Raw genomic sequence first — 16,040 nt, 5'->3', positions numbered from 1 at the left:
TGATATGAACTTTAAAGATAAAGTAAAAAGCATGAAAAAAACATCTGTTGCTAATGCAACAGGGAGTGATGCTCAAGTTACTGATGTAAAAGAAAATACAGTGACTCCAACTATAGAAGAGGGGAGTCTTAACCCACTAGCTAAGCGAGAAACAAAAAATATTGTTAGCGGATCTCATTTAGAATCAATCGACATTGATTTAATTGATCCATCACCTTATCAACCACGTATCATGAATAAACGTGTATATGAGAAGTTGCCAATTTTGGCTGCTGATATAGAAACTAATGGACAAATTAACCCGATTACAGTTCGACAGAAGGGTAATCGTTACGAGTTAATTGCTGGTGAGAGACGTTTTAGAGCAATTAAAGAGATTTTAAAGCTCAAGAGAATTACTGCTTTAGTTAAAACATCTATGAATGATGATAAAGCTGCTATAACAGCTTTATTGGATAATACTGCTAGACAAAATCTTTCAGATTTTGAAAGCATATTAAAAATCAAGCAATTATGTGAAGAGTTTGGTTATCCTTTTGAAAGTTATGAATTTGTTACTGAAAAATTTGCGATTGATAAGTCGAAGTATTTCCGTCTCAAATATATTCTAGACTTACCTGAGTTCATTTTGGACTCTTTGAACGAAGATCCTGAGCTAATTTCTGGATATATTGCTCAAGAAGTGAATACCGCAATAAATAAAGCTTTAGAAACTAAAACCGAAAAAGCAATTTTCGACTTGTTAAGACCAGAATGGGATAAATACGTTGAAGAATTTAAATCCACGGGCAAGCGTCATAAAGGATTTATAGCTATTTTGAGTGAAGAAGAAAAAGCGAATAAGGCGACTAAGCCTGAAAAAACTGAAGAAGCTACTACTGAAGAACAACCGAGTAAGATTAAATTCGATTTTAAGACAGATAAGGGCGTTAAATTTGGTTCTATGAGTTCTGAATGTGGTACCAAAGGTAAGAGTGTACTTAAGTTGCGAGTAGCCTTGGATGCAGATATTACAGAAGAGAAAGCTAGAAAAATTGAAGAGTTTTTTAAGAGCTTGAATGATTGAAGTTTCAAAACTTTGAATGAAAAAAACCGGCATTGCCGGTTTTTTTTATAATAGATCTGGATTAAAAGTCTGGTTAAGCCAATCCGAACTACTTGGATTGGTTACTGGTTTTGATTCAGATACGTTTTGACTTGGTTTAGCATTATTAATTTCGGACGTTTCGGTATTTTGAGATGTTTCAACGGTAGGGGAGTGGTCCTGAATGTTTTTATGTTCAGTATGTTTAGCTTCCTTTATCTTAACTGCTTTTTGAACAGGAACCTCCTTGCTCTTGATAGAATTAGTTACGGGCTTTTTAGGTGATTGTTCAATTTGCTCCTTACTACTTTCTGGTATTTGTATGGATATATGATCAAGATACTTTTTTTCAAGATATTCAATATCGTACACATAGTAAGCAGTATTAAACTTGGTGTATGTTTCAACACAAGTACTTAAGCCAAACCTTAATAGGAAAGAATTGACAGAATATAGGCTTGCCATATCCTCATTAACTTCATACAACTTATAAAGGTATGAAAGCTCAATTAGAACCGCTATACCAGCATGTAAAACAGCAGTTATGTAATTTCTACGAAGCTTTCCTTGAGGATGTTTTTTAATTGAATTAAATAGTTTTTGATTTGCATTTTTATCTATTTTCATTCGTACAGGCTGTGCAAACGTCTCGTCTATTTCATTTTGCACTGGCGCATTTAGAAAAATCTTCTGCTTGTCAGTACAAAAGATAAATCCTAAATACAGCAGACTTAAACTAAAAGCGTTTAAGTCTAGACCTGGTAGATTTCTATTAACACTACTAATCACATCAAGATCTTCTCTTGTTAAGTGAATTAATTGATAGGATAGTTGTATGTAGTTTGAATCTGTCATTTGATTTCTGCGTACATTTTATACATGTATTTAGCTAACTTATATAAACCTTTAGCATTGGCGTACTCTGGTGATTCAGCGATTCTTACGTTCGGTAAGTCGTACTTTTCTTTAATCTCTTTTTCAAGAAAAGCTGCACCGCCTCCACAAAATAATACTAATGCTAAATCATCGCCTCCACCGATCTGTTTAGAGATAAAGTTATTTAATTCGATCATGAATTCGTTTTTAGCTTGCTGAATTAAACCTGTAATATCTTTGGCTTGAGATCCTATACCATAAGTTCCAGATTTTAGTGCGAAATCTAGCCAGTTAGCGTTAACTGTTTTATAGCCAGATTCAAGAATTAAGCTAGTGATTCGTTCATAGATGGTAAGAATACCAAGGTTACGTGATGTAGAACGATGGCCATCAAGCATGTTTCCTCCATCTAATGTGACTACAATATCAGTGGTTTTACCGCCAATATCGATTACAGCACATTCAGAACTTATTAAAAGATCACTATCTTCTGAACCGTTTCCGTGTACATCAATAATCTCATTAAAATAAGCTGTTTGAGCTTCACATTTAACAATATGTCTTTTAATGATATTAAGCGGTTTACCAGCTTTATGATCTTTTAAGTTGAAGCAAACATCACCATTGAGTAGAAAATTAGTTTTCATATCAATAAGTGGCATGTTTTTGGTTTTTTCAGGTGTGTAATAGCGACTAACAGGAAGTGAAGTAGCGATTGCAAACGCTCTACCATCATATGTTCCGATATGGTCAATATAGGCCTTAATTGCCTGGTGTATTAGTGCCTTGTTATATTCAGATGTCGGGTATTCGTCTGTTCTGGTATCCAGAGGAACACTACTATTGATCTTCTTACCAACTGTATAAAAGTTTTCATTAACTTTAACCACATAATAGTCAGTAGAATCCTCTTCGCCAGTGAGGACTTTTCCTGAATAAGCAATACTAGGAATAGTCAGTTTGATTTCATTTCCATCTTGATCTAGACCAGCATAAAGCTTTGTACCGCCATGTCCATCATCAATACCTAGAACAATATAACGTTCTTCAATCGCTGGTTTTTCATTTTGAGTATTTTTCATAAGTTTACCTTTCAATTTTTCAAGATTTACAACGAGTAACGTCTTCTACCGCGTCTAGTGTATTTATTGCCCCCAAAAACTAAGCGTCTAAGAGCAGAGGGGATATAGCTGTATTTGTATTTAAATACTTTTTCAATAACCAATGTTGCTACTATCAAGCCGATGAAAAGCATAAGTTTGAACAAGGAAAACTTAATAACAACAGCTAGAAAAGGTATAAACAAATATCCGTTTAAACCGCCCCATAGGATTAGATTTAATCTAAATTGCGACCAGTGTGCATATTGATCATCCATATTCGCCTCTTAATAAATCAGTTTGTAATAGTAGTCTTCATGCAAACGACCAGCTTTGAGTAGATCGTCAGCTTGTTTCCTGAAACTCTTACTGATGTTTGGATCTGAACCATCAGAATTAATCATTAACTCTCGAATAAACTTCTGTTGAGCATGAATATCATCAATTAAAAGCAATTCTTCTTTCAGTTGAGGTGATAAAATTAAGTGTTCCCTTACAGCAAATACCTTGCCGTTCACATCTTTAACAAGACGTTGAGCAATCAATGTATAAACTGAACCAATAATGTCAGCTGCAGCCTGAAGATGTTCTTCATGCTTAAAGCGCTTCAACATACGTGGAATAATTTTGTCTACGGTGGTTGCGTGAACCGTTGCAAAAACAGGGTGGCCAGTTAAAGAAAGTTCTAGAGCTGCAGAAATTGTTTCTTTATCTCGCAATTCACCGATTTCAACTGCAGCAGGACGTCTACGCATCGCCTCTCTATTTGCATCCGCAAAAGTCTCGAAGTTATTGGGGATTTCGCTTTGACTAACAATACTGTGTGTGCTTTCAATTGCGTCATACTCGTATTCGATAGGCTCGTTGTGAGTCAAAATATTTCCACGAATATGAGTATTATTTTCCAACACATAGCGAATATTTGAAGCTAGTGTTGTACTTTTACCAGAACCAGTGATACCGCCAATGATGTAGCAACCATTGTGAGGTAGCGATCTTTTAATGAAATCTTCATCTAAACCCACTTTTGAAAAGTGAGGGGGAATGCCAGAAATTGTACGTAACGTTATCTGAAAAGAATCTCCAGATCCACGATACGAAGTTCGAGATACGTTCACACGAAAGTTATAACGAGTTTCCTTACCTGAAGCGTCTTTCTGCAGAATACGATATGCCTTATTAATAAACTTATTATTAATAAGGACTAAGTAGGCATTTTCATCAGCAATCGTTCTTAGGATGTGTAGAGCTTCATCACGATTGATAATACGGTGTGTTAACGAATATAACTCCAAGTCTTTCATCATTGTGATGGGGCGATCTGGACTAATGAAAATATCTGAAGCACCATGAGCTAATGCTTCATATAGAAGACTTTCAAATTCATCGCGACTTTTAAACCCTTGTTTCGGATCTTTGTATGTCGTTATGGCTGTTAATGTAGCCAAACCAAAACCACGGCTAGAATCGTAGTCTTTGCGAATGTCTTTGGTAGCTGTCAGAATCTTATTTTCAGATCCTTTAATCTTGTTAACATCAAATAATGCAGATTTTGCTTTTAATGTCGAAACCTTCATTTGCATTTAAAACTTCCAATTGAGTTAGCGAACTTAAGGTTCGCTAACAAGGTTAATTTTTGGAATTTGATAGCTAGGTGCAATTTGTTCAGGTTGGAGAATTGGTTTCCAAGTTTCAATATTTGAATTGAACTGCGGTAATTGTTGGATTTGAAGCAATTTCATATCAAGAGCAATAGTGTCTTGTGTAGAAGAAACAGCCAGTGATTGACTGCTAATTGCTGGCATTGATAACTTGCCCTCTAAAACAAACTTATGGAAAGTAACCATCCCCAAATAATCTCGTTTAAGACGATCTACTGCATCTTCAACAATATTTCGGCCCTCAACTAAACCCATTTCATAAGACTTAGCAGCAGTCTCTTTCCATATTTTTCGTTCTTGTTCGTTAGCTGGTAACATTTCTTTCGGAATGAAAGTCACGTAATCAACATTGCTATCAAGTGTAGGGAAAACAAGGTACTGACGCCAATCAGGTGCACGAGTACTGAAACGAGCTTGTTTCAAGATTTTATAAGTCTGCTTAGTCGTCTTGTACGACATGGCATTAGGTGTCTCAGTTACATCTTTTGATTCAATAATAACCGGGGGAACAACAACATCTTTGATCATGTAAGGTTTAAAGTTAAAGATTGTATCAAGGTTACGCTCTTGGCTTTTGATGACCTCACGAGCGTTGCTTAAATAAGTATTGATCCCTAACTTAATACCTTTTTGCTTAACTAATTCAAGCATGGCTTCATAACGAGCTTGCTGTTCAACATTACTAACATGAACTTCTAAAGAAGACTGGTTAGATGGGTTTAGTAGCTCTTGTAATGAAGCATTATTTGAGTAGTCCATAAAAACTCCAGATATGTATAAAAGGATTTAAAGGGTATTAGTTATAAGTCAATAAAATACTTTTATTTTGATGATCTAGAGTTATCGAAGCAGTATTTAAATATGCAGAAACATCGCGTAAAGCTTCTACACCAGTAAGACGCTTTTTATTAAAATTAACAATTGGAAGCTCATGAGTAGGACCAGCTTCTACAAAACGGTATCCGTATTGGCTAGAAATACTTTTAATTAAAGGTATTGGATCGCCTATGTAGTCGATATTTAAAAGGTCATGGTTGATGCTACCTTGTTTCTTCTGAACAGTTTGCATTTGAATTGCAGAAGAGTTCTTTAAGTTCTGTTGTGCAATTAAAGCCTCTTGAGATGCTTCAGATATAATAGATAAAGGGCTTGCTACGTTTAATTGAGTTACATCACGACTAGCACACCCAGACATCATTAAACCAATTGCAAGAACGCTTAAAAGCTTTTTATTGTGCTTCATTTTTACTCCAGATTAAGTGGGTATAAAGACAAAATGATTTTAGTCTAAAAACTATTAAAATGCACTTTATTAATTATAAAAAATCCCTTAAAAGGTATAAAGCCGACTTTTAGGCACTCGCTTAAACCTAATTTATAAGCTTTAACGTATATCTAAGGGCGTTCTTCAGGCAGTCGTACCTGGCCTAAACAAGACAAATCTGTAAAAAATACTCTTTTTAAGTGCATTGTCTGTCCAAAACAATGCTTTTTTTTAGTAGTACTTATCTGAAATGGAAATACAACGTACTTTTTTCAATCAATTATAGAGAGTAAATGAGCTCTTATAGTTTGCTAGACGTCTTTTATATTCCTTTATAGTCTTATTCTTTCTTTTTATTATCTTTTCTATTCTTTTTTGTTCTTTTTTTAGAATATAATTTATACAGAAAATAACAAAGTACATTTATTCTTTTTTTAATTAAAATAATGTTAATACTGTAATTTATATTTTACAGTATAGAAGTATATTAATAAAGATGTATATATGCTTTTTTTAATTAATATTAAAAATATTATTGGTGATAATACAATTTATTTATAAGCCAGCTTCTTTAATATTAAATAAATTGATAAAAACTGTTTGAAAAAAAAATGCATCTTGGTATATACCATTCCTAATTTGAAAGTTTAAAGACATTAAAACTGCTACTTATAAAAACCTACCTTATGGTTTAGTGCTGTACATCTTAAATATAAAGATTTGACACCTTAAACACCAATTAAACTGCAATAATGATAGGCTTAGATCGTATTTTTCCCTAAAAATTTAAGGCATCACAACTGGCAAAAGACTATTGAAACTATGCATATCAAGCACTTCACTGTAAAAAAGGTCCACTGTGTTTTTATGATTTCTCAACTTCATTTTTTTGATTTTTCCACTGTACTAACAAGAGAGGAGTCAAAAAAGACATTTGCATTTATTGGGCTTAAAAGTGAAAAACATTTTGCTTAAAGTGAAAAACGTTTTAACGAGTACTTTTAGAAAGGTGTTTAACGTTGTAGTATGTGCTCATGTTTTGCATGTGGATTAAGGGTGGTAGTGGTGAGCAGTTTTGAGAATCCTAATAGCTATCCAAAGACATTAAAAGAATACACAAGTCGTATAGAAGATTTTCCGTATTCTACTAAGACTAAATATGATATTGAGCTTAAGCAAAAGATTGATAAACATTTAGATAGTTCAGAGCTAGATTTAAAAATGTTATATGAAAACATATATTCTGAATTTAAAACTAAATCTGAAAATGGTTATTACGCGGAATCTACATTTAGAACATATCGTGCATATTTAGTGTATGGAATCGGTCTAAAGCTTAATGAGTTAAATAATGGCTCTATTAATGATGAAGATATAGATGCTGGTTTTGATGAATATTTTTTAGAAGAATTATATTTAAGAATCATTAACACAAAATATACAGCTAATAAGGACAAACCTAAGCGTACTTCTGAGCTGAAAACAAAGTACTTTGAACGCACGTTTTACAACTACTTGGTAAGAGAATTCGAGCATAAGAACGAGAGTAACACCAGGGTTAGTGAGTTTGATCGGATGATGGTTGCTTTTGTTGATGCCAATCTTGTTGTTGGATTGCGTCCTGTTGAGTGGTTTTCCGTTTCATTCTGTTGTGCAGTAAAAGGACCAAAACTGATCATGATTGTGGAAAATGGCAAGGCTACACATGGTCGGGCTAATGGACTTAAAAGGTATTTAATACTTGATGACCTTAAACATGAAGATCAAGAAAAGATATACCTTTATTGGAACTTGCTAAATAGGTATGTGAGAAAGGTATCTAGTTTAAATAAAAGTAGTGGCTATACCTTTGGATGGGATGAAAAACAGACTTTTATTAAAATACTGCAAGAGCGTTTACGTTTAAGTTATATCAATTACTTTAAGCTTAGAGGCAAGGTTTTAACTAATGAAGATCAACGACCTACTTTATACAGTACAAGGCATCAATGTATTGCAAATGCTAAGGTAAAGGGTATTGATAAGTTTGTGATAGCCGGTGCTTTTGGACATGCTGGTAAAGATACTGCTTCTAACTTTTATGGGCGAAAGTGGAGAGGCCATAGTGGTTTTAGTATAAAGCCTACTTTAGATTCTATTGAAAACGTTAATGGTAGCCATGAATTTGTTAAAACACTTTTAGCTAATAACCTAGATACCTTTTATTATTTTGATCTTAATATAGCAAATGAGTTTAATACCGACTATTATAAGGACGAATTAAAGTCGGGTTTAGTGATTGACTAAATGGATAACTCTAAAACTAATTTGACTACTTCAACATGGGGTTCTCCCTACGCTGAAGTATCAATAATAGGTAAAAGAAAATACGCAAGGCTTTTAAGAGTGTTGGTTAGTACGTTTGCCTCATTGTGCATTTTAACCGTTTTAACAACGCTTAGTTTTGTAGCTTTTAAACTCACCACAACAGATTTTGAATCTTTGGTTTTTGATGACGGCACACCAGTTAAGTGTGTGCTTAGCTCTAAATCAGATCGTCCAATTCCATCTGTTATATATCAGCCAGCGAAATAGGAGTGCTGTTGTGTCTAAAGACAAATCTAATGAAAACGCTGAAATAGGTTCTTGTGATCCTAGTCTTTGGCTCAGAAAACAGGTGGATGAAAAAGATAAGGAGATTGCAAAGTTAAGACGATGGCTTGTTTTCGTGTTTTTCGCTTTTATCGTGAGTGCTGTTCTTGCGATGATTATTTTTGCTGCCTTTAATGCATACCCAAAAGTCAAAGCTGTTCAAACAGTAGATAACTCGGTTATCTGTCCAATCGAAGCATCAAAAAACCCTCGCGTTACTGACGTTGTTATTTCTGAATTCGGTAAGAGTGCAATTCTTTCTGTCTACAACTTTGATTTCTTGAACTGGCGTGACGTTATTAACAATGCTGGTTCAATGTATTTCACTGAGGGCGGTAAAGATTCATTGATGAAGCAAATCGCTCAATCACAAACAGTTGGCACAATCGTACAAAACAACCTAACGATGCGAACTACTGCTACTGATGTTCCACAAATCGAAAACCGTGATTTACATGCTGCAGAACCTAGTTGGACTGTTCGTGTTCCTATCACTACTCAATTCTTCTTAGGTGACAAACAACCTAAAGAGACTCACCGCTTCATTGCGACAGTTACTATTGTTGAGCATCCACGTTCTTATCTGAACTACAACGGTATTGCTGTTAAGACAATTACGTTAACTCCAGCGCGTTAATTGGATGATACTTATGAAATTGAAAAAATTATCTTTGGCTCTTTTTGCTTCTACTGCATTAACTACAATAGTTAATGCTGCTGATATGCCTCCGAATACTTTTGCGGATGCTCAATCTCCTTTGGTTGCACCTGAGGTAGTTGATACAGCATCGGAAATTGACAGACAGGTTCACAATCTTGTTGGTTTGCAGTTCACACCTGAGCAAACAAAAATAGTTAAAGGACTTTTGTTGCAACAAAAACGAAGCCTTTCTAGTCCTTATGTAAATACGCCACAAGCGAAAACCCGTAGTTTGGGTATTTCATTAAACCCTGGTGAGGAACCGCCAGTAATTCGTTTAAGCGCTGGCATGCTATCTACTATTGTCTTTACCGATTCTTCAGGAAATCCATGGAACATTGAAAAGATTTCTTTGGACCGTGGACGTTTCTCAGATGGCTTAGGTGAGCAAAACGAAAAAGAGCCAGACGAAATCCCTGAAACTAACATCCTTTCAATCGAACCATTAGATCCAGCTGCTTTCGGAAACGTAACGGTCACATTAAAGGGATTGGGTGCTCCAGTAATTTTGATGTTAGCTACTGGCCAACGTGATTTAGATGTTCGTGTAGACGCACGTATACCTGGTCGAAGCCCAACAGCCAAAGCTATGTATTCAACAGGCAATCAAACATCGATTATTCCAGATGGTGTGAGTTTGCAATTTATGGATGGCTTAGCGCCTGAGGGTGCTGTTGAAATGCGAACTGATAGTCCTAATGTCCGTGCTTGGAAGTTTGGTGGCTATATATATGTGCGTAGTAACTTTGGTGTTATTCAACCAGCCTTTTTGAGTTCTTTCCGCGCTAACAACGGTATGAAGATCTTCCGTTATGAAGATTCTGAAGATCTGAAGTACATCACATTTTCAACGACTGGCGGTACACCTAAAACTGTTTACCTCGAAGACGCATTTTAAGTCATTAAGTGAGAATTAAAAATGGATTCAACGAACCAACAAAATAACCCGAATGACATTGAAGAGAATTCTAGTCGTAGCACTGAAGTAGGTACTACCGATGAAACTATTATTTCTGCAAACCAAGTTCATTCAGAAGAAGACCAACCTAAAAAACTGAAAAATACAAGTATTAAAACTGCTAACAAAAAACGTGTTTTTGCAGATACGCGCTTTCGCGTTGTTGCAATTATTGGTTTGGTAGTAGTTGGTGGATTAGGCTTTTTTATGTTTAACCCAATGGGGAAAAGTGACCAACTAGCTTTAGATAATCAGGTTGCTATTGCTACACCAGAAATCCAAGGACAGGGTACAAATGTTATCCCTCCTGAATACGTAGAATATGAACGTCAAAAACAAGCTGAAGAAGCTGCTCGAGCTGGCAAAAATGGTGAAAGCTATTTGCCCGAATTTAAAACAGTTGCAACACAAGATCCAAACGGCGATCTGAACGATCAGAATTTTATTACAGGTCCAAATGGGCAACCTGTAAACGGTTCTGCAACAGGTGGTACACCAAATATTACGCTTGAACTTGACCAGATGGCCAGAGCTAATATGGCAAATCAAGGTGGTGCATTACCTCAACCAACTAGCGGTGGTCTACCACAACAACCACAAACACAAAACGGTGCTAATCAAAACGCACCGATTTATCAAACTAACTACGCGCAACAATATGAACATGCTTCATCTGCTGCTAATGATGTTGCTAATGTATATAGCCAACAAGCAGCTGCTTATGCAGAACGTAATGCTGCAACGCGTGAATTAAGTCAAACTGCTTTTGTTGATCAACTTGCTGCGTTTTCTAATACAAAGAACAAGGTCAACGGATATTCAACATATAAATATTCACACAACACTAAAGCATCGGAAGGGCAACAAAACCTTGGAAGCTTGAACGTTGCGAATACGACTAGCGAATCTACTAAAGGACTAGCAATCATTAAAGCTGGTACAACAATGAAAGCGCGTTTAGATACAGGTGTGAATACTGATAAAGGTAAAAACCTATTTGCTACTGTTATTGGCGGTAAATTTAACGGCGCAAAACTTATTGGTACTGTTGGTCTGAATACTGCGGATATTGAATTTAACTTTACCCGTATGTTGTTTAAGGGCGAAGAGTATGCAATCCAAGTACGAGCTTTAACTCTTGGAACAAAACAATCGGGCATGGCTGATAAAGTCCAAAAACACACTTTGCAAAAGCTTGGCGGTATGGTTACTGCTGGAATCTTTGAGGGTTACGGACAAGCCTATCAAAACATTGGTACAACCCAAATCACAAATACTGGCAATGTTGTAAGCACGAAGGAAGAGCCAAACGATAAAGAAATTGCCGGGAACATCATTGGTAACGTTGGTACGGAAATGGCGAACATGGCACGTACATCAACAGTTCGACCAACTACGTATATCGTTAACAGCGGAAAAGTATTTGAAGTCTTTTTTGATGCTGACGTAACAACACCGAAAAGTAAGGGGTAAGCGAAATGTCTGATAATCAAATGACTGCTGAACAGGCAAAGAAAAATCTAAAAGATGCTGAAGGCAAACCCCAAAAAGGCGAAGGTCGTGCGAAGGGTGGTATTCCTCCAAAACTTCTTATTGTTATTGGTGTTATTGCCTTAATTATGATTGGTACTTTCTTTTGGATACAAATGAGTAAACCAAAAGACGTCAGCACGGCAGTTGCTCCAGAACAAACACCAGAATCCATTGATACTGTTGGTCAAGGCATTCAACAAACACAAGCAACATACAATCAAAATCAACAACCTTTAAAGGACAATAGTATTGCTGATGATACGGCGTTCATTGTTGATGAAAATATTGTGTTTAAAGATCCTACCACTGGTCAATACATGATTATGTACAAATCCATGTCGTATCCGATTGATTCTGATCTAGGAATAGAGGCAATTAACTTCTATCAAAGTCAGGGTACGAATGCACTTATTTTATTACAACGTTTGAAAGAAAAAGAGCAAGCGCATGGGCAAGTACAAAACGGCGAACAAACTGCAGTTGCTCAATCAGAAACCATAATCAAAAATGAACAACTGAAAGCTGAAAATGACGATCTTAAAAACCTTGTTGAATTGCAAGAACAGGCAATTAAGGAATTAAAGACTAGTTTAATCAAAATAGCTAAAGACCAGACTAAGCAAAAGGCTTTAAGTACATCGGGATCTAAAACCTTATCAATTCCAAAAGGTGCAAAACGCTTGGATGCTTTTGCGGTTGTAGGCGATCGCGCTTGGATGACAGATTCTCAAAACCATACATATACAGTCTATGTAGGTCAGAAGATGCCAGACAATCGCACGGTCTATGCTGTTGACGAAAACGAACAAGCCATTTGGGTGAAATAAGGAAAATAGCGTGGATGCATTAGATATAGTTAAAGCGATATTAAACATATACGGTCCACTACTAAGCTTTATACGCATTTGCTTTGTTGTAACGGGGTTGGTGATTACTGGCACGGCGCTTTTTGACTTAGTGCAAGCATCATCACCTCAACAAAAGTTCTTTGGTCATGGAATGAAAGAGCCTACCACTGGTGGGGCATTGTTGAAGATTCTTATCGGTGGTGCTTTTGCATCACTTGGATATGACGGATATATCATTGGTGCACTAGGTTCTTCATTGTTTGGTGGTAATGGCATAGAACTTGTAACGGTACAAAGTTACTTGCCTGATGCTGGTGCTAATGATTTAGGTGCATATATCGTTACGGCGGTTGTAGGTTTTACGCAACTGGTAGGGATTATAGCCGTAGCTCGTGGCTTATATGGTTTTGTAGAGAAAATTGATGCTCAAGGCAATGCGACATACCGCAAAGCATGGGTTTTAATTATAACAGGTGTATTATGCGTATACGTTCAGGACGTACACGATGTCTTTGTTAATACCTTTGGAACACAAATAGGAGGAACCTTTTTTACAATATTTTAAACAATCTTCTTAAAATAGGGTGAGAGTTTCTTAAAAACCTTGTATAAGATATTGAAGATATTTAACGAGAAGTTTAAAATTAAGCAACTTAAAGCAATAGGGTTTTAAGAATGTTTAATTACAGTGCGGAGATTAGCTCCCGTATATTAAATAAAAGGAAAATGACAATGGTATCATTAGTAAAACACTCAGTTCGCACTGTAAAAGCGACTGCATTCCGCGCAAAAGTAATGTTTTTAGCTTTTGTTTCTGCATTAATGGGTCAAGTTGCATATGCAAACACTGGCACATGGAACCCAGGTGGTACAGCTTACGGAAAACACGCTGCTGGTTCTGATGCGAATGAAATCTTAGGCCGTGGTGAAACATTAGGTCAAAACGTTTATAAATTCTTAATCGTAGTGTTCATGGTGCTTGGTTTAGGCTTAGTTGGTACTGGTTTGTATATGATGTATACATCAGAAGAAGATCAACAAAAGAAAAAGAAAACTGCTTGGATCTGTATTGGTGTGGGTGGTGCGTTATCAATCGTAGGCTTCATCATGTTCTCTGCTGCGAACACTATTACTGGTAAAGCGTAATACAATAATAAATAAGTTTAAAAGCGTGGCTTAGGCTGCGCTTTTTTTATTTTAAAAATAGTATATACATGTTTTAATTAGACCTTACTTAATAGTATTAAGGGGTTTAAGTGAAACATATAAACCGTAAGTTTGGTATTTTAAGACCTATTAACGGCGTAAACGACAAGCAAGAGATACGTCAAGATAAAACTATCCATGATGGTTTTAAAACCAATGAGACAATAAAGCAAATAATGTCTTCACAACCAGCTAAATGCTATTTTTGTGATTTCTATGACGAATACTTTTTAGAGCCACATCACTTAGACGGCGATCATAGCAACCATACGGCTGAGAACATTGTAGCGGTCTGTACGCTATGCCATGCACAAAACCACATCTTTGCACTATCACTGGAAAAGAAAGCTGAAATATGCGTATTGAGTACGAACATACCTCAAGAGATCTTTAATCAATATCAACGTGCATTACTGGTGTTATCGCATAAGTCTGACAACCAAGATCCTGAGCTTGCTAAGTTCGCACGGCGACATCGCCAAAGCTTGCTTGTAGAGCCGTTAAAGCGCCATCAACGCCCTAATCCTACAAAGATGTCTGAAGCAGAATACGCACGTAATATGTTTGAGGATATACAGGCGTTTAATGCGATTAAGACACGAACCCAAACAATTGATACCCAACTGTACTTCACGGACATTAAGTTCAACACAATGGCTGAATATGAAGAAGCCAAGCAAGAAGATATGTTGGTAGCGAACGTTGATTACGTAGACCAGCTCCGCAAGTACAAAGAGTGGTATTTGAATGCCATCAAAGAGAACAAAAACTTTTCTTTGTATCAACTCGCAAAAGCTTTGGAAAAGGTATCAGACGAAGCATACGAGAGCTTTAATCTGCCAAACCACTACATAGTATTTTCCCCGAATATCTTTACTGACGAGCAGTATGAGTACTACCAAACACTAGATGTATTTAAGGGTTTGGGTGATAAGTGAGTTCACATAAATGACAGAATGCTTAACAGATACCGAATACATAGATATGAGCTTAGAAGACGTTATATCGGGCATAGTGTTACAGCCATTTAAGCCTGACATAGTGAATGATATAGCGGTATTGGATAGCGTATTTGAGACGGACATTTTGAATGATGATGAATACTCATTTATTGGTCCATACATCTACAAATATTGGGAACTTGGGATAGATGCACTACCAAAGGAAACGCACGATCAGCTATCGATATTTCGCTTATGCGTTATAGGTACTGAGGCTTTCAACTTCCTGAACGATTTGTATATACCAACGACACGCGACACTGGCCATACATCTAACACGCTAATGCTACTCCATGTTGTACATATAGCGATAGGGAATCAGACAACAACTGGTGAAGACACAACGGGGCATTTTCAAGATCCACTAATTAAAGCGCTACTGTTGATGAATATCCCCGTTAACAGCGATTGTTTGCTGTTGGATGACACTTTGGTACACCTAAACAAAATAACGGCGCTGAGTGGCTTAGACGTTGAAATACAGGTTAAGCAAAGTGTGAGTGTGAGGCATAAGAAATTACTGAGCACCAACTTTGGATTTGACAATCCATTATCAATTATAAGCGTTTTGGAACAAAAGAAACTGTCTGAAGAACTGACACGCTACTTTCCGATGATACACCTACCAACGTCCGTAGAAGATGCGACAAACCAGATAGATACGGGCAACTTAAAAATGTGTTCGCTGCAATCTTTTTGTATATACCAAAACTTAAAGCTATCGGTGTCTAAAGTTTTCCACGAACAGGGCTTATACCAGAACAAAGAGATCTACATAGAGCTTGATAAGGTTCACTTCCAACTTAAAAATACAGGTTCCTTAAACTTCAAGGTGGGTACTTTAGGGGAAAACCAAGAGGTTTTAGAAATGGCGTTTTGGCAACTGCTTAATAAGGGTTTAGTGTTTGATCTAAATAGTTTTAAGAAGTATGTCGAATTAAAAGAGGACGAAACCGTTAAAACTGATGTATTTACTAATTCAAAAAATGATAATATCCCTTTTAACAGTACCTTCTATGAGCTTTTATTAAGGTTGGTTTTAGATACAAGCTTAAAACCCTCTGTTAAAAGTCTTGAGGTCGCAATTCAAAATAAGGATTTCGACAGTGCGATTAACGTTTTAAGAGAATTACCATTTTTTAGTGCTTAATGCTTAAAGGCATGTCTAATCAAAGATA

The 16,040-nt window shown here is 36.3% G+C and carries 16 protein-coding genes; 11 read left to right on the top strand and 5 right to left on the bottom strand.

Annotation, left to right across the window (positions count from 1 at the left end; genetic code table 11):
• The first annotated feature begins 4 nt into the window (after positions 1-4).
• Complete coding sequence (locus ACWQ4X_RS07360) at positions 5-1,066, top strand: ParB/RepB/Spo0J family partition protein (protein WP_044110989.1); 1,062 nt, start codon at positions 5-7, stop codon at positions 1,064-1,066.
• 45 nt (positions 1,067-1,111) lie between these two features.
• Here ACWQ4X_RS07360 and ACWQ4X_RS07355 read toward each other — a convergent pair whose 3' ends face one another.
• The 5 genes from ACWQ4X_RS07355 to ACWQ4X_RS07335 all read right to left on the bottom strand — a co-directional run bounded on the left by ACWQ4X_RS07355 (position 1,112) and on the right by ACWQ4X_RS07335 (position 5,964).
• Entirely contained in the window at positions 1,112-1,939 is an 828-nt protein-coding gene (locus ACWQ4X_RS07355; RefSeq protein WP_044110986.1) for a hypothetical protein, read from the bottom strand.
• The gene (locus tag ACWQ4X_RS07350; RefSeq protein WP_024160787.1) at positions 1,936-3,042 is read right to left on the bottom strand and encodes a ParM/StbA family protein; all 1,107 of its coding nucleotides are present in this window, start codon (positions 3,040-3,042) and stop codon (positions 1,936-1,938) included. The genes ACWQ4X_RS07355 and ACWQ4X_RS07350 overlap by 4 nt, the downstream gene beginning before the upstream one ends.
• 305 nt (positions 3,043-3,347) lie before the next feature.
• Positions 3,348-4,643: an ATPase, T2SS/T4P/T4SS family gene (locus ACWQ4X_RS07345; protein WP_024160788.1), complete on the bottom strand. Its 1,296-nt coding sequence runs from the start codon at positions 4,641-4,643 to the stop codon at positions 3,348-3,350.
• A gap of 27 nt (positions 4,644-4,670) precedes the next feature.
• Positions 4,671-5,480, bottom strand: a complete 810-nt coding sequence (locus tag ACWQ4X_RS07340; protein ID WP_024160789.1) for a type IV secretory system conjugative DNA transfer family protein — start codon at positions 5,478-5,480, stop codon at positions 4,671-4,673.
• Positions 5,481-5,517: 37 nt separating this feature from the next.
• The gene (locus ACWQ4X_RS07335) at positions 5,518-5,964 is read right to left on the bottom strand and encodes a DotD/TraH family lipoprotein (RefSeq protein WP_044103272.1); all 447 of its coding nucleotides are present in this window, start codon (positions 5,962-5,964) and stop codon (positions 5,518-5,520) included.
• 1,086 nt (positions 5,965-7,050) lie between these two features.
• Between ACWQ4X_RS07335 and ACWQ4X_RS07330 the strand changes: the two genes are divergently transcribed.
• From ACWQ4X_RS07330 to ACWQ4X_RS07285, 10 genes are all read left to right on the top strand, one after another.
• Positions 7,051-8,271, top strand: coding sequence for a hypothetical protein (locus ACWQ4X_RS07330; protein ID WP_227518656.1), 1,221 nt, complete (start codon positions 7,051-7,053; stop codon positions 8,269-8,271).
• Complete coding sequence (locus ACWQ4X_RS07325) at positions 8,272-8,559, top strand: hypothetical protein (RefSeq protein ID WP_024160792.1); 288 nt, start codon at positions 8,272-8,274, stop codon at positions 8,557-8,559.
• 10 nt (positions 8,560-8,569) lie between these two features.
• Positions 8,570-9,253: a DotI/IcmL family type IV secretion protein gene (locus tag ACWQ4X_RS07320; RefSeq protein WP_005005897.1), complete on the top strand. Its 684-nt coding sequence runs from the start codon at positions 8,570-8,572 to the stop codon at positions 9,251-9,253.
• Between the two features lie 13 nt (positions 9,254-9,266).
• A complete protein-coding gene (locus ACWQ4X_RS07315) occupies positions 9,267-10,214 on the top strand; it encodes a DotH/IcmK family type IV secretion protein (RefSeq protein ID WP_005005900.1) in 948 nt (315 codons plus the stop codon).
• A gap of 21 nt (positions 10,215-10,235) precedes the next feature.
• Entirely contained in the window at positions 10,236-11,747 is a 1,512-nt protein-coding gene (locus ACWQ4X_RS07310; protein WP_044110984.1) for a DotG/IcmE/VirB10 family type IV secretion system protein, read from the top strand.
• A 5-nt stretch (positions 11,748-11,752) separates the two neighbouring features.
• Complete coding sequence (locus ACWQ4X_RS07305) at positions 11,753-12,634, top strand: hypothetical protein (protein WP_044110982.1); 882 nt, start codon at positions 11,753-11,755, stop codon at positions 12,632-12,634.
• A gap of 10 nt (positions 12,635-12,644) precedes the next feature.
• Positions 12,645-13,220 carry a hypothetical protein gene (locus ACWQ4X_RS07300; RefSeq protein ID WP_005005910.1) on the top strand — a complete coding sequence of 192 codons (576 nt, stop codon included), beginning with the start codon at positions 12,645-12,647 and terminating at the stop codon, positions 13,218-13,220.
• 167 nt (positions 13,221-13,387) lie between these two features.
• Complete coding sequence (locus ACWQ4X_RS07295; protein ID WP_024160796.1) at positions 13,388-13,801, top strand: hypothetical protein; 414 nt, start codon at positions 13,388-13,390, stop codon at positions 13,799-13,801.
• 236 nt (positions 13,802-14,037) lie between these two features.
• Positions 14,038-14,799 carry an HNH endonuclease signature motif containing protein gene (locus ACWQ4X_RS07290; protein ID WP_228141528.1) on the top strand — a complete coding sequence of 254 codons (762 nt, stop codon included), beginning with the start codon at positions 14,038-14,040 and terminating at the stop codon, positions 14,797-14,799.
• Positions 14,800-14,809: 10 nt separating this feature from the next.
• Positions 14,810-16,012 (top strand): hypothetical protein, encoded by a 1,203-nt coding sequence (locus tag ACWQ4X_RS07285; protein WP_125297403.1) that lies wholly within the window; start codon positions 14,810-14,812, stop codon positions 16,010-16,012.
• The last annotated feature ends 28 nt before the right edge of the window (positions 16,013-16,040 follow it).

It is taken from the genome of Acinetobacter sp. NigerLNRRAM0016 (genome assembly GCF_054112845.1).
This window is presented reverse-complemented; position numbering and strand designations above follow the sequence as displayed.

Coding starts and splice junctions, on each gene's coding strand:
- ACWQ4X_RS07360 (WP_044110989.1), top strand. CDS start 5: ATGAACTTTAAAGATAAAGTAAAAAGCATGAAAAAAACATCTGTTGCT.
- ACWQ4X_RS07355 (WP_044110986.1), bottom strand. CDS start 1,939: ATGACAGATTCAAACTACATACAACTATCCTATCAATTAATTCACTTA.
- ACWQ4X_RS07350 (WP_024160787.1), bottom strand. CDS start 3,042: ATGAAAAATACTCAAAATGAAAAACCAGCGATTGAAGAACGTTATATT.
- ACWQ4X_RS07345 (WP_024160788.1), bottom strand. CDS start 4,643: ATGCAAATGAAGGTTTCGACATTAAAAGCAAAATCTGCATTATTTGAT.
- ACWQ4X_RS07340 (WP_024160789.1), bottom strand. CDS start 5,480: ATGGACTACTCAAATAATGCTTCATTACAAGAGCTACTAAACCCATCT.
- ACWQ4X_RS07335 (WP_044103272.1), bottom strand. CDS start 5,964: ATGAAGCACAATAAAAAGCTTTTAAGCGTTCTTGCAATTGGTTTAATG.
- ACWQ4X_RS07325 (WP_024160792.1), top strand. CDS start 8,272: ATGGATAACTCTAAAACTAATTTGACTACTTCAACATGGGGTTCTCCC.
- ACWQ4X_RS07315 (WP_005005900.1), top strand. CDS start 9,267: ATGAAATTGAAAAAATTATCTTTGGCTCTTTTTGCTTCTACTGCATTA.
- ACWQ4X_RS07310 (WP_044110984.1), top strand. CDS start 10,236: ATGGATTCAACGAACCAACAAAATAACCCGAATGACATTGAAGAGAAT.
- ACWQ4X_RS07305 (WP_044110982.1), top strand. CDS start 11,753: ATGTCTGATAATCAAATGACTGCTGAACAGGCAAAGAAAAATCTAAAA.
- ACWQ4X_RS07295 (WP_024160796.1), top strand. CDS start 13,388: ATGGTATCATTAGTAAAACACTCAGTTCGCACTGTAAAAGCGACTGCA.
- ACWQ4X_RS07290 (WP_228141528.1), top strand. CDS start 14,038: ATGTCTTCACAACCAGCTAAATGCTATTTTTGTGATTTCTATGACGAA.
- ACWQ4X_RS07285 (WP_125297403.1), top strand. CDS start 14,810: ATGACAGAATGCTTAACAGATACCGAATACATAGATATGAGCTTAGAA.